Annotated in this window: 9 protein-coding genes and 1 riboswitch; of the genes, 5 read left to right on the plus strand and 4 right to left on the minus strand. The window is 52.4% G+C overall.

From position 1 onward, the window contains the following. Positions 1–174 precede the first annotated feature (174 nt). Entirely contained in the window at positions 175–1,083 is a 909-nt protein-coding gene (locus SH302x_RS25900; RefSeq protein WP_479365931.1) for a nucleoside hydrolase, read from the plus strand. Positions 1,084–1,105: 22 nt separating this feature from the next. Here SH302x_RS25900 and SH302x_RS25905 read toward each other — a convergent pair whose 3' ends face one another. Then, the gene (locus SH302x_RS25905; protein WP_479365933.1) at positions 1,106–1,627 is read right to left on the minus strand and encodes an FmdB family zinc ribbon protein; all 522 of its coding nucleotides are present in this window, start codon (positions 1,625–1,627) and stop codon (positions 1,106–1,108) included. A 204-nt stretch (positions 1,628–1,831) separates the two neighbouring features. On the opposite strand from SH302x_RS25905, the gene SH302x_RS25910 reads away from it, so the two are divergent. The 3 genes from SH302x_RS25910 to SH302x_RS25920 all read left to right on the plus strand — a co-directional run bounded on the left by SH302x_RS25910 (position 1,832) and on the right by SH302x_RS25920 (position 6,392). Then, entirely contained in the window at positions 1,832–3,832 is a 2,001-nt protein-coding gene (locus SH302x_RS25910; protein ID WP_479365934.1) for an ArnT family glycosyltransferase, read from the plus strand. Between the two features lie 235 nt (positions 3,833–4,067). Further along, a complete protein-coding gene (locus SH302x_RS25915) occupies positions 4,068–5,402 on the plus strand; it encodes a c-type cytochrome (RefSeq protein WP_479365936.1) in 1,335 nt (444 codons plus the stop codon). 162 nt (positions 5,403–5,564) lie between these two features. Further along, positions 5,565–6,392 (plus strand): SDR family oxidoreductase, encoded by an 828-nt coding sequence (locus SH302x_RS25920; protein WP_479365938.1) that lies wholly within the window; start codon positions 5,565–5,567, stop codon positions 6,390–6,392. A 27-nt stretch (positions 6,393–6,419) separates the two neighbouring features. Here the strand turns inward: SH302x_RS25920 and SH302x_RS25925 are convergent, their stop codons facing one another. Next, entirely contained in the window at positions 6,420–9,416 is a 2,997-nt protein-coding gene (locus tag SH302x_RS25925) for a VWA domain-containing protein (RefSeq protein WP_479365940.1), read from the minus strand. A gap of 204 nt (positions 9,417–9,620) precedes the next feature. After that, positions 9,621–9,870: riboswitch (cobalamin riboswitch) on the plus strand. Between the two features lie 221 nt (positions 9,871–10,091). Here SH302x_RS25925 and SH302x_RS25930 point away from each other — a divergent pair. Further along, positions 10,092–10,970 (plus strand): PEP-CTERM sorting domain-containing protein, encoded by an 879-nt coding sequence (locus SH302x_RS25930; RefSeq protein WP_479365941.1) that lies wholly within the window; start codon positions 10,092–10,094, stop codon positions 10,968–10,970. Between the two features lie 467 nt (positions 10,971–11,437). On the opposite strand, the gene SH302x_RS25935 is transcribed toward SH302x_RS25930, so the two are convergent. Beyond that, a complete protein-coding gene (locus tag SH302x_RS25935; protein WP_479365942.1) occupies positions 11,438–12,085 on the minus strand; it encodes a YdeI/OmpD-associated family protein in 648 nt (215 codons plus the stop codon). Between the two features lie 6 nt (positions 12,086–12,091). Then, positions 12,092–13,675, minus strand: a complete 1,584-nt coding sequence (locus tag SH302x_RS25940) for a UxaA family hydrolase (protein ID WP_479365944.1) — start codon at positions 13,673–13,675, stop codon at positions 12,092–12,094. Positions 13,676–13,711 lie beyond the last annotated feature (36 nt).

Raw genomic sequence — 13,711 nt, forward strand, 5'->3', positions numbered from 1 at the left:
CCATTTGAGCCGACTCTGAGCCCAGCTCCTGCGGCAACTTTTCCAAAATCCTCAACATGCAGCGTTAAAAACACTTTGGTTTGTGCCGGTTGCTGCCCATACTATCATGCTTCAGGTACCGCGCCTTAGACGCTAGAAAAACTACTTCCTACTCGCCTTTTGAAGATTTACCCCATGAAGCGTTTGGTGATTTTCGCTCTGTCGATACTGTTAGGAGTGCCCACCGCGTGCCTAGCTCAACAGTCAGCCCTCCCGCCACTGATTCTCGATGCAGACACGGCCAACGAAATCGACGACCAGTATGCAATCACTCGGCTGCTCCATCAAAATCAATACCGCGTCATCGCATTGAACTCAGCGCAGTGGTTGCACCATCTGGGTGATCCCAAGTCGGTGCAGGCCAGCCAAAAAATCAATGAAGACCTGTTGCGATTGGCTGGCCGTACGGATATCCCGGCCATTCTCGGAGCTGAATTTCCAATGGGTAAGCCTTGGGGCGGCGAGGAACCTCAAAACAGTCCAGCGGCACAAATGATCATCAAGTCTGCGAAGGAACTGCCCGAGGGCCAAAAATTGAGCGTCGCTTGCATCGGCGCGTCGACCAATCTCGCCAGCGCTATCAAGCTCGCTCCGGAAATCGCCCCGCTTCTCAAAGTCTATCTCATGGGCTTTCGCTATGACAGCAAAGTGCGAATCTGGAATAAATCCGAATTCAACATTCGTCGCGATTTGAATGCCGCCGACTTTCTGCTGAATCATCCCGACGTGGAATTGCACATCATGCCAGCCACCACGTGCCTGCCTTTCACCTTCGATCGCGATTCCACGTTCGAACGACATAAGAAGCTCGGTAGCTACGGTGCATACTTAACTCAAAAATGGAACGAGCACTGCCCGAACGATACTTCGCGAATCATGTGGGACTTGGCATTGGTCCAAGCCATGCTCAATCCATCAATGGCCACCGTGCAACAAGTTTTTACACCGCCAGAAAACACCCATCGGCACGTCTTTATGTATACCGATTTAAATGCGGAAGCGATGCGTGCAGATTATTGGCAAAGCTGCCTGCCTGCTGAGTAATAGCCGATCGTAACGGGCAATCCTATAAGTCGTACAGTTCAGGATCGATATTGGGGCGATCCATCATGCGTCGCAAACGTTGCGTCAGCGTACCACTTTCGGAAGCAAACGGATCATCGGCGTCCATCGCATCGCCCAGTTCCTCATCGATCTTGTCGGGATCTTCACCTGACTCCATTCGGCGGATCGCTTCCATCATAGTGTCGTTGGGTTTCATACCCGTGGCATCGAAGAACTTCTTCATGACGGCAGCCATTTTCCGTGGATCTTCTTCGCCCCCTTGGCCTTCGTCGTCCCCCATGACCGATGCCATTTCGGCCATGATCGATTCCATTTTCGATTCATCCATATTTTCAAAGGGATCTTCAGGTCCCTTTTGATCGGATTCCTTTAGGCCTTTAGAGATAGCGAATCGTGAGACTTGTTTGTCCAGTTTCTTGAATCCGCATTTCGGGCACTTCGGCTTTTTGTCGGTGCTGGTCGAACGTGCATAGAAATTGAAGATCGTGTGGCACGGCTTACAGTAGTACTCGTAGATGGGCATGATCGTTGTTCTAATGAGCAAAAAGGGAGGAATCCAGCGGAAAGGGGTCCGCAGCGATCAGTTTAAGGAAACACAGTAGAATAGGTAAAGACGTTAATTTGCGAAGTTCCCCTCGGTTTCGGTCTGTCGACGGCAGCGGCGTTTTTCTATGATCGGCTCGTCCAACTGGCCGCCTTTCCGCCCAATTTTCAAGGAACCGCATGGATGCCGTTTCCGAACCATCAGCCAACACCTTCCAATAGCCCGTCACCGCCCCAAAGCGTTCTTCGCCAATTTCCCGCTTTGCTAGGGATTGCATATCGATGGGAAGCCGCCTTTATCGCGGGAGCATTGCTGTGGACGCTCTGGTTTGGTTTGGGCAGCCCGCGTTTGTGGGATCGAGATGAACCGCGAAACGCACGCTGCGCCGTCGAAATGATGGCCCGCCACGATTGGATCGTACCGATGTTCAACGACGAACTTCGCACGCACAAACCGATTCTGCTGTATTGGATGCAGATCGCCAGCTATGCGGTGTTCGGCGTCAGTGAATTTGCAGCCCGCTTCGGCTCGGCCTCTTGCGCAACGCTTTCGGTCATAGCGTTATATCTCTTTGGGCGTCGCCATGTGGCATCGGAGTTTGGCACATGGGCCGCGGTGGTTCTGGCTAGCTGCCTCATGTTTGTGGTTGCTGCTCGCGCGGCAACGCCGGATGCAGCGCTAATCGCTTCGACCACCATTGGCATCCTGCTGCTAGCTCATGGCCGCATGATTGCGGACGATCATCGAAAATCGAGCACGGCAACGCGGTTGGGCTACGTCGCTCTTGGATGTGCCGTTTTGGCGAAAGGCCCAGTGGGCTTGGTCATCCCCCTGACCGTCATTTGTGTGTGGCACTTTCTTCAAAATTGGCAATCCAGCGTCACCTCCTCAGAGACTATTCCCGTCGAGCACCAAGTGTGGTGGAAGACCTGCTTGGAATTGCTGCAGCGGCCTAGCGGTTGGTTCCAATGGCTGTCCAGTCGCATGCGCACCGCGTTTGCGATCGCTTGGCAATCCGCACGACAGTTACAACTCTTTAGCGGCTTGGCCATCGTGCTCCTGATCTCGCTCCCCTGGTATGTTTGGGTAGGCGTTAGAACTGATGGGCAATGGCTATACGGCTTCTTCGTTGAACATAATGTCCAGCGAGCTGTGTCGTCGATGGAGGGTCATTCCGGTGGCATTTGGTACTACCCGATCGCTATGCTCTTTGGTGTATTCCCTTGGTCGTTGCTATTGCTGCCAATTGTTGGTTGGACGGTGACTCACGCTTATCGCAGTGCCCATTCTGCTTGGGTGCAGCTAAGTGTTCTGTGGATTGCGATCACCGTGGCTGCGTTTACGTGCGCAGGTACGAAGTTGCCAAGCTACATCACGACGTGCTATCCGGCGGCTGCGTTACTCACAGCGGGATTTTTTTGCGATTGGCACTGCGGGCGACTTCGACTGGGCCGTGCAATGACGCTCACAGCCTCGGGCGTGATGCTGCTGTTCGGTATCGGCTTGAGCATTGCAATCACTTATGCGAGCCTTCGATTTGCCATACCGAAGCTGATGCTTTGTGCCTTAGCCCCACTGCTGTTGCTATGGCCAGCCGTGACACTTTACCGATCAACTCGGCGTTCTGCTCACAACGCCCCAGCTAGCTCCATCAACCATACCTTTCAGTTTGCGTTGGCTTGCGTCCTGCTCGTAGGTACTTGCCTAGGCGTAGCTCCGGCGATTGTTAGTCAATATCGATTCGACTTAGATCAACTCATCGCGGTATCCACGGCGGACCGTGCGACGCTGGATGACCAGCCCGCCCCCTGGCTAGCCGTCGGTACGCTTGATCCAAGCTGGGTCTACTATTTGGGCCATCCGATTCGCGAGATCAGCAGAGGCCAAGCGGATGGGAACCAGCCTGATGGTTGGCAGCGAGTTGCCTTGGAACATCTCCAACTACCGCACGCTCGCTTGATCCTATCTAAAGGCGATGCCAGTTTGATCCAAGAACTTTGGTCCAGCGAAGTTCGCAACGCAGCGGCCCCGACCAGTTTGGTCCCCGTGCTTCAATTCACACGGTTTTTAAGCCGCCAGGAACTGGTAGTGCTGCGTGCGATTCCGTCAGATGCCAGCACACGTGTTGCCAACCTGCCACGCTCGGCGGTTGATGAGGACAGGCCCAATCGTTTGCAGCGATAAGCGGCAAATCGTCCCAGACAGCTTGCAATCCCAGGCGACTGGCAGGCGAAGCCCTGACAAATGTTGCAGATGTCGTTAAAATTTCGGAGTTGGTATCCAAGGTGCTTGGCTATCGACGCCTTGGGCCGGTTGCCAGCACTGCACCGGTCCGGCAAGCCTGCCTTGAGGTTCGTCGTTAGCCCTCATTCCACTGTTCAACGATTTATTTGTTCAACGATTTATTAAAGATCAACTTATGGTTTCATCGCTGCGTTTTGGGCACTTGCGTTTCTTGGGTGTGATCGCGTTACCGGCGATCGCCTTGTTGAGCTCATCAGGTTGCGAACAGCATGTCTCCACAGACACTCCGCGATCTTTCGAGCCGAATTATGTCTACGCCAAAGTAATGGCGATGCGCGAGGATGTTGAGACCGACAAGTTCCTGGCCGATGTCAATCGGCTTGTCGAAGAGTGGTTTGGAACGCCCGACCAGCCGAAGCTGCCGCCGCTGTTTGAAAAAGAAGATAGCCTGAAGGAACTAATCTCGCTGGAAAGCCTGCAGATGGCCGCGGGTCCCGCACCGCTGACTGCTGAAGCGGGCGAGACGGGTTTATTCCGTCAACAATGCGCCACTTGCCATGGTGAGACGGGGCAGGGGCGTGGAGTTGTGGCCGCGTCGCAGAATCCTTACCCACGCGATTTCCGCCGGGGGATTTACAAGTACAAGACGACTTCTCGCAGTGGCAAGCCGACGAAAGAAGACCTAAAGCATATCCTTGTTCATGGCTTGGAAGGCACACAGATGCCTCGCTTTGAAAAGCTATCTGAAAAGCAGCTCAACGCAATCATTGACTATGTGGTTTATCTTTCGATTCGTGGTGAATTGGAAAGGAAGCTGTTGATGAACGCTGCTTACGATGTAGAACCAGACGAACCGCTTTTTGATCGCTCACGTATTGGGTCAACATTCAAAGACGAAACTTACACGGAAGAGTCCTACAAGGACCAAGTCGAAGAAGCTGAAGACGAACTGCTGGAAATCGCTGAGAGTTGGACTGATGCGGCCGATGACGTCGAAGAGGCAGACGAACCCGAAGAAACATTTGTCGTTGGGATTTCCGGGGATGAAGTCGACGCCGAAGCGCTCGCTGCATCGATCGAACGAGGTAAGATAGTGTTTGCGACTGAAACAGCCGCTTGCGCCAAATGCCACGGCCCAACTGGCAATGGCATCGGCCAGCAGATCCCCGATTACGATGACTGGACGAAAGAATGGACGACGGCCATCAACGTTGATCCGAAAAACCGAGATGAGCAGTTGCCATTCCTGGTCAGTGGAGCTTTGCCGCCGCAACCGCTTATGCCGCGCAACTTGATCGAAGGCAAACTACGCGGCGGTCGCGATGCGGAGGCTGTCTATCATCGAATTCGACATGGAATTGCCGGTTCCCCCATGCCTGCCGCGACGCTCAAGCAAGGCGCGGACGGCCAAGGGCTGACTACCGACGAGATCTGGGACTTGGTGAACTACGTCTTGTCGCTAAGAGAAGAGCCTACGACCGGTGCCGGGCCCTCAGTCGCACTTCAATAGGACACTTTGCTTTTGCTTGGTCCGAACTGATTGACACAGCCTGCACTTGCAACGGTTGTATACTGCCTGTGCAAAACCCCTTTTCATCCCTCTTGGAGTTGATTTTGGGACTGTACTCGCCTCGTGTATCGCATCCGGATTTAGGTCAATCATTTATCGGCTATGAGCAGCGTCCCGCCAGACCATCGTGTCGCGTTAGTTGTTGGAGGTTCGTCCGGCGTTGGGTTGGCGTGTGTAACGCGACTCAAAACTTTGCAGCATTTTCACGTCTACTCCGCAAGCCGCCGCCCCCCTCAGCAACCCGTGGCAGCAGTAACTCACTTGCCGCTGGATGTGACCTGCGACTTGTCGGTGTCGGACGGCATTGGGCAGGTCCTTGATCAGCAAGGGCGGATCGATGTTTTAGTTTACTGCGCCGGTTATGCGTTGGCTGGTCCAGTGGAAGAAACAACGCTGGAGGAAGCCAAACAACAGTTTGAAACGAACTTTTGGGGTGCGGTTCGAGTCAATCAAGCGGTCCTACCTGCGATGCGATCGGCTGGTTCGGGGCAGATTGTGGTCGTCGGCTCGCTCGCTGGGTTGCTACCGCTGCCTTACCAAGCGTTCTATTCAGCAAGTAAGTTTGCGTTGGAAGCATATTGTGAAGCCTTGCGCTTTGAGGTCGAGGGCTTTGGTATACAGATCAACTTGATCGAACCGGGAGATTTGAAGACTTCGTTTACCGCCAATCGCCAAGTCGCCCAGCAGTGCTCCATCGACTCCCCCTATTGGCCTTCCTTTCACCGTTGTTTGGAAAACGCCGCAAAGTTCGAAGCGTCTGGTTTATCAGCCGATCATGTGGCCAGCAAGGTCATGGCAGTCCTTGGCCAGCCTAAGAGCAATCTTCGATACCGCGTAACCAAGCCGCAGGAGGAAGCCGCACTGTGGGTACGAAGTCTTGGTATTGGCAAACTGTACGATCGCATCATCCGAAGCGCATTCAAGCTGTAGTGCAAGAAGGCAGTAGACCTAGTACTTCTATTTCGGCTCAACGTCCTGCTGTTTTTGTTTCTTTGCCCTCAAAAGACGTTCTGTATAAGTTAGTTGCGAGCTTGGAGTTTCATCGATCCCCTTATTTCCCAGTGATCGGATGTGGCGAGAGGATTCGACCTGTGGTACATCATGGAACTCGGTCAGGTCGTGTGTTTCAAACGTGTGTGCCATCGCGCTGTTGTGTTCCCGGTCGCGATTCGATATCGGTGATGCCGCAACAGAGTCGCCTGCGATTAAGACCGAGCGAGATCGCTTTATTGCTGGGTACCAAGCAATTCGCCGAACCGCAACATCCAGCACAAAGAGTATCGCGGTGAGCAATACACACATCGGCCAAATAGACACCGTGGCAGTTGACCTGGAGATGGTCGGACGATAAGCATTGGGTACAAACTGACTGCCCCATTCACTTACCTCCACCGGTAGTTCTACATAATTATCGAGCACCGTTTCGTGACCGTTATTTGCCGAGCGGTTCGATTGGTAGCCTGCTAGTTGAAACAGCAAACGTCGATTGCTCTCACGAACCTTGTATTCCTCACTGTTGGTGAAACTAAATCCGGTTCGGATCACGGCTCGAGAATCGGTTGGCGAAATTGCAACAAAGTAATTGCCGGTGTCCTGAAGCAAATGTTTGGCGGTGTAGACGCCCGGCCCGCTCTGTGAGAACCCAATGCTGCTGGGGGTCGAACCGCCAAGATTCTTTATTAGACCGTCAAACTCCAGTCCATTGACCAACTCTCCGCTTTGATCAAGTACACGCATCATCACCGTGATGGTATTACCTTGCAGTTGAGTTGAGGTGAAGTAGTTTCGATCGTCGCGAGAGGGCCTCATCGCCCAACGACACATCTGCAAGAAAAGTGCTCGAAATTCCGGCGTTTGACTCCATTGTGACGCCCATCTTTTGCCTAAATCCGTCGTAAATGCAATGGACCTACCCGCACCGTATTGCCATGCAGTCAAAACGCTATTGTTTGGCGATGAAGGTTGGTCTGCGGCTAACAACAATTCAACCAGTGGGTTATCCTTGAGCGTCGTTAGCACATAGCCTGTGATGGGTGGAACATTCACCTTGCCAACAGGCAAGATTTCATGCCCGCCAGTCCGCTGGACATTGATCCCCTCCTTTTGCTCGAAGAGGAGAGGCCGCAATATTTTACGGGTTTCCTTCATAAAGATGCGAGGTACAGCGCGTAGCGATGTAGGTCTATAAAAATTACCTTGTCCCGCGTTCGCTATTGCGCTAAGCAATTGGAGATCTGCATCGGTACCAATTGCGACCGCCGTTGTCGTAATACCCTCCGCTTGCATTTGAGCAGCCAACTGCTGATAGCCCGATCCATATGATTGTCCATCGGTCAGCAGCAACAAATGCTTCGTCGCTGCTGGAGCATTACGAAGATCTTCATAAGCCTTCCGAAGAGCGGGCTCCATATTGGTACCGCCTGATGCCGCAAGTGCACCAATTCGCTGTGAAATTGCATTGATCGAAGTTCCAACTTTCTGCATCGGTACCACCGACTGAAGCCCATCATCAAATGCGTAGATGCCTATATAGTCGCTTTCTCCCAACATTTGACAGGCGCTTCGAGCAGCAACTCGGCAGATAGCGATCTTTTCATTTGCCATCGAGCCGGATTTATCAATGACTAATGCTAAGGCGCCTACTGCGTTCACTTGATCGTTTTTCACTTGGAAACTCACGGGCATCGCGTCTTCCAATAATGTATTGCTCCAGCCACCCGCACCGAAGCTATTCTCACCCCCAAACATCAACAGCCCAGAACCAAAATCGCGAACGCTACTGACCAAACTCTTGATCTGGTCATCGGAGAAATTGACTTCGCCTTCCATTTGCGAGTCGACTCTCGCGACGTTGGCGAGGATGACGGCATCGTATGCGGCGAGATCAGTCAGATCACTAAATGGGTAAGATTCGTCGCGAACCACGACCTCAATCTGCGCTTGCTCAAGCTCGTCCATGAGGAATTTGTATTCATCGGTATAGCCGGAGGGCACGACCCAAAGAATTCGTCCAGCTCCGTTGACTGTGATAAAGGCTGACGAAGTATTGTTCTGCTTAAAATAATCTCTCTCTGCATCTTGCGGAATAAACGTGGCGGTAAAGGAGTGTACGCCGGCGTTTAGTCCCGACTGTCGAAAACGAATCAAGTTTTCACCCGGCACCAATGAGACTTCTTCGTCCAGCACGATGCGCTTGGCGGCACCGGATTCTAATACGACTTGTAGCCGTCCATGATTCACGGAAGGATCGCTTCGGTCCTGAAGCTGATGCTCTAACCAAACAGAGACATCAAAAGGCGCCGCGACTCGCATTTCGGCAGGGGCGTCCACCCGCGTGACCGCGACATCTTCAAGAGCATGCGTCGGAATTGCTAAGACATCAATATCAAGCCCACGTGTAAGGACAGCTGGCAAGCTCGACAGTACCTGTCCTTCCGTTTCTTTGCCGTCAGTGATCAGAACGATTCGTTTGTTGCCTTGGTTTGTAAAGGATGCGGCAGCCAATGAGATCGCGTCGGACAAATTAGTTGCTGATTGGTCCATTTGGATCTCCTTCCGCTGTCCAACCAACGTCATTTGATCCAGCGGTTCCTCAATCATCGCATTTCGACCAAAGACGACGACTCCAGTCGAATCACCCAGAAAATCACGTTGATGCTGCTGTTGCATTGACGCGGCCAAATCAATCACTGCTCGCCGCTGTTCTTGAGTTAAACTGCCCGATTGATCCAAGACAAAATACACCCCGATGTCTGGCGGTTCTTTCTCCAATTGTATGCCGCTCAAGCAGAACACAACTAGTGCCACCAACAAGCTTCTGAGAAGCAGAGATACTCGCGACTGCCAAACCGACCAAGGAAATAAACTGTTGCGGGCAGTAAACCAGAGTATCGGAATGACTGCCAGCAGCCACAGGAAGACTGGATGCTCAAATTCGAATTTGAAATCCAACATATGCTATTCAACCTACCGTGTATCTCTTGGGCTCTGATGAATTGAACTATTCTAACAAAGCACAGTCACGAATGGGGCACGGTTTATCACATGACAACTATATAGCTTCAACTGCACACTGCGTTCGAATTAGGTAGGAAACGCCGTCAAGCTCGCATGGGAAAGTTTCTGATTTCTGAGATTGACGCCGAATATTGTCTCGATAAACTTGCGGCCGTTCGAGGTGACTTGTGTTGAAACTTCAACCAAGTGAACAGGGAACTCCGGTGCGTTTTCATAACGAGAACAATTCCGGGACGGTCCGGCCGCTGTGTGCCATCGGCGATCTTTACACGATCGCTATCATTGCTCCTTTCTTTGGATTGAGCCATTGTCTGTTGTTGAAACAGATGAGAAGGCTGTGGGCGACGATCAGATGGTGAGTCAGAAGACCTACCTCGAGCTAGGCGATTGAGTGCCCTCCTGGATTGGGGCGATTGCTGCAACGTGCGGATTGCCAGTGCAATATTCGCAGTACGCCGTTGATGATCCTTTCAGTTGCTGGACGTCTTACGCTCACCTAGATAGCGAACGGTTTCATCGTTCGGAGACATTGCGTTTGTTGTAGCATACGTGATGAGGGAGATTGTATGCACCTACGGCAGCTCGGCTTTCATCCCAGATGGATCCCTTATTATGTCCCGTTTGTTCGCTCATAGGTTCTTGCTGTCCTGTTTGTTCGTTTGCTTTCCATTCGCCTGTATACGCCCAGCGTTGGCTGGAATATTTTCTGGCCCCACCGACACCACTCATCCGATTGATCCAGCGATAGCCGCCACGGATAGTCGCTTTCAAGAATGGGCGAATTTCATTGATCCGACTCGAACTTATTTCGCCCCACGCGGGAGCACCACGATCAACCAAACAGGGGGCTTCAACAGTCTAGGCGATCTTGATGAGACGCAGATCACCAGAGGCGATTCACCAGGCTACCTGACGGTGAAATTCCCAACAGGCATTCGCAATGGTGCAGGGCACGACTTTGCTGTATTTGAAAATGGGTTTAACTTTGGCGTTAACTCCGATGGTGTTCCTGGCTTGTTTGCGGAGTTCGCTTATGTTGACGTCTCTACCAATGGCACCGACTTTGCGCGCTTCGCAAGTATCAGCTCGAACACATCTGCATTGCCCGGCGGTTTTGGCAGCGCGTTTTCCGGTTTTGACGTGACGCAAGTTTATAACTTGGCAGGCAAGCATGCCGCTGGCTTTGGAACTCCGTTTGATTTAGATGAGCTTTCGTCGCACGCGTTGGTGCTCAGCGGCCTATTGGACCTGAACAACATTCAATACGTTCGACTATTTGATATACCTGGCAACGGAGCGTTTCTCGACAGTTTAGGCAATCCCATTCTCGACACTTGGCTGGGCAGCGGCACCAGCGGCGGCTTTGACTTTCGATTGGGCGTTGGACTGGGCATAGGAGTGATCCACGCGGTTCCCGAGCCTGCAAGTTTAGCACTACTTGCCTGCGCCGGATTTGGCGGTATGTGGCATCGACGTCGACGAGCCACGTAGAACTTAGCACACCAATCCTATTGCGACGCGTTGGGGCAAGCCCAACGGTCGCCCTGAACTCGCGATCTCAGAACGAAGCGCCTTAATCCTCTGTCTTTCAAATGCTCCCGGCTTGCCCGGGAGATAGTTACGTTTCTCGCTACATGCTTACGACCATACAACCTCTTTAACGCTAATGCTCCTGGCTTGCCCAGGAGATCCTTCCGTTTCTTGCTAGAGGTGGTTACTGCACAGCAAGAAGCCGAACAATCCACCGGACGAGCCGGTGGGATTCTGCAGGCTATGGCGGCCTCTGTCGTGTAGCGAGAAACCCAACGATCCACTGGACAAGCCAGTGGGATTTGGCTCGCGCTGTGGTGCAAGCATCGAAGCGAAGCTGGGCCTTGTGCCCAGACTTCGCAATAGGATTGGTGTGCTAAGGCTTTACTTCGCATTCACGACGTGCTGCAAATAGATCGAGGCTGGGCTCAGGAAACAATACTCTTGTGGGACCCATCGCAAGCGGGAAGCTTCTTGGATAATCCACAAGTGCAGTCGTTCATGCCTTTGCCATCCATGATCTGTGGCGCATATTTTTGGATTCTTGCAATGCGCGTTGCGGACTGCTTGGCCGATGTAAAGTAAAGCAAGTAGGCCCGCTGTCTACCAGGTGTCAACGTTTCAAACGCCTGCTGTAGCTCTGGCGACTCGCTGAACGCAGCCTGCAACTCCTGAGGAATAGCGATTGCCGCACCCTCATTAAAGTCCACGGCCAGTCCGTCTTGCTCAATCTGGATGGCCTCTTGGATATAAAGCTGAAGCGACGCTTGCAATTCGTTGATCTTTTCAATATTCGTAAACCGAATCACACGAGCTGCGCGTGAGTTTTCACCAGGCTTGGTCAAGATACCATGCGTGTCTTTCAGCAATGCTCCCTTGAAGAAGCTCAGCACGCAGCATGCTTTTAACTCACTGATAGCAACGACATTTCGATTTTGCAGCGTATAGACGGGAATGTTCCATTTCCATTCTTCGGAGAGCCCGCAACTCAATGCAATTTCCCGCAGCTTTTTTAGCTCGCCCTTCCACGCCTTGGACGCTTCCAAGTACGCATCAACCTTTACATTCTTTGTCATTGTGAACTACAACACAGCGCCTACGGTCCAGGGGATGAACTCGTCGTCGCCGTAGCCCAAAATTTCGCTCTTGGTCTTCTTGCCAGATGCAACGGCGATCAACTCTTCAAATAACGCATATCCATTTTCTTGCAAAGTCTGGTCGCTTAACATCCGACCTGAATCAAAATCCATATCTTCCGGCATGCGCTGGTAAAGCAAACTGTTGGTAGTAATTTTCAAACTAGGCACAGGCTTGCTCCCAAAGCAACTCCCTCGCCCCGTCGTAAATGCAACAACGTTACAGCCCGACGCCATCATGCCAGTAACACAAGCGGGATCAAACCCCGGTGAATCCATCAGCACTAAACCTTTCGTCGTTACGGGAGCAGCGTACTCAATCACGTCTTCCAGCACACTCGATCCGCTTTTCGACACCGCACCCAACGATTTTTCCGCGATCGTCGTTAGTCCTCCGGTTTTATTCCCCGTCGATGGATTGTGATCGATCTCTTCACCAAACAATCCTGTATACCATTGCCACCAATCAAGCTTGGCTTGCAGCTTGTCAGCAGTCGCTTTACTCCTAGCCCGCCGCATTAGCAAATGTTCGGCCCCGTAAATTTCCGTCGTCTCTCCCAGCACCGTCGTGCCACCGGCGGCAACAATCAAGTCGGATGCATAACCCAGCGCTGGATTGGCCGTGATCCCCGAATAACCATCCGATCCACCACACTTTAAACCCACGCAAAGCTCGCTTATCGATTCTGCCGTTCGCTGCGCTGCATTCACCCTGGGAAGCATCGCGACAATCGCTTGATCAATCGCTTCGATGGCGGCTCGAGTTCCACCGGCTTGCTGGATGTTTAATGTCGGAATACTGGACTCATCAAAACGGGAGCCGTGTTTGCCCGGCGGGCTGATCTGCACAAGCTTGGTGTAATCGATTAAGTGAGCTGTCGTTGCTTGCTCGCAGCCCAATCCAATAACGACCGCGCCTCCGATATTGGCATGGCCAGCAATGCCCGATAACACACGTTCGAGCATCTTATGCTTTTGCCCTTCATAGGCCATGCCGCAGCCCGTCTCATGGCGTATCGCAATCACGCCATCCACATTAGGAAACTGAGCCAATCGATCATCGATAAAACGTGAGGCTGACCAGCGCGCGACCGAGGCCGAGCAGTTGACGGTCGAGATCACCGCAATATAGTTGCGTGTCCCCACTTTGCCATTGGGTCGGCGAAAGCCTTCAAAAGTTCGTTCGCCATAACTGGGGACGTCGCTAGCGGCGCTGCTGGCCAGCCAAGCGTTAAGATCGACATGATGGTCGTTTCGAAGATTATGGCTATGAATCCAATCGCCCGGCACAATATTTTGTGTTGCGATGCCGATCGGCCAACCATATTTGATCACCGGTTCGCCTTGGGCAATTTTTGTAATCGCCACCTTGTGCCCGGGCGCGATTGCTTGGCGAGCAGCCACAGGTTGCTCATTGAAAACTTCAATGCAAGCCTCTGCGGCAAGGGGTCGGGTGGCAACCACGCAGTTGTCCAGTGGGTTTAAATGCAAATAGTAATTAGAATGGTATTTGGTTTGGGGCGATGTCATCGCTAGGCAACAACCGATTTTGTACGAATGGTAATT

Source organism: Njordella calcicola (assembly GCF_056494125.1).

What these genes read in the sequence shown, in the direction of transcription:
- SH302x_RS25900 (WP_479365931.1), top strand. Translation starts at nt 175, where the DNA reads ATGAAGCGTTTGGTGATTTTCGCTCTGTCGATACTGTTAGGAGTGCCC.
- SH302x_RS25940 (WP_479365944.1), bottom strand. Translation starts at nt 13,675, where the DNA reads ATGACATCGCCCCAAACCAAATACCATTCTAATTACTATTTGCATTTA.
- SH302x_RS25935 (WP_479365942.1), bottom strand. Translation starts at nt 12,085, where the DNA reads ATGACAAAGAATGTAAAGGTTGATGCGTACTTGGAAGCGTCCAAGGCG.
- SH302x_RS25910 (WP_479365934.1), top strand. Translation starts at nt 1,832, where the DNA reads ATGCCGTTTCCGAACCATCAGCCAACACCTTCCAATAGCCCGTCACCG.
- SH302x_RS25925 (WP_479365940.1), bottom strand. Translation starts at nt 9,416, where the DNA reads ATGTTGGATTTCAAATTCGAATTTGAGCATCCAGTCTTCCTGTGGCTG.
- SH302x_RS25905 (WP_479365933.1), bottom strand. Translation starts at nt 1,627, where the DNA reads ATGCCCATCTACGAGTACTACTGTAAGCCGTGCCACACGATCTTCAAT.
- SH302x_RS25920 (WP_479365938.1), top strand. Translation starts at nt 5,565, where the DNA reads ATGAGCAGCGTCCCGCCAGACCATCGTGTCGCGTTAGTTGTTGGAGGT.
- SH302x_RS25930 (WP_479365941.1), top strand. Translation starts at nt 10,092, where the DNA reads ATGTCCCGTTTGTTCGCTCATAGGTTCTTGCTGTCCTGTTTGTTCGTT.
- SH302x_RS25915 (WP_479365936.1), top strand. Translation starts at nt 4,068, where the DNA reads ATGGTTTCATCGCTGCGTTTTGGGCACTTGCGTTTCTTGGGTGTGATC.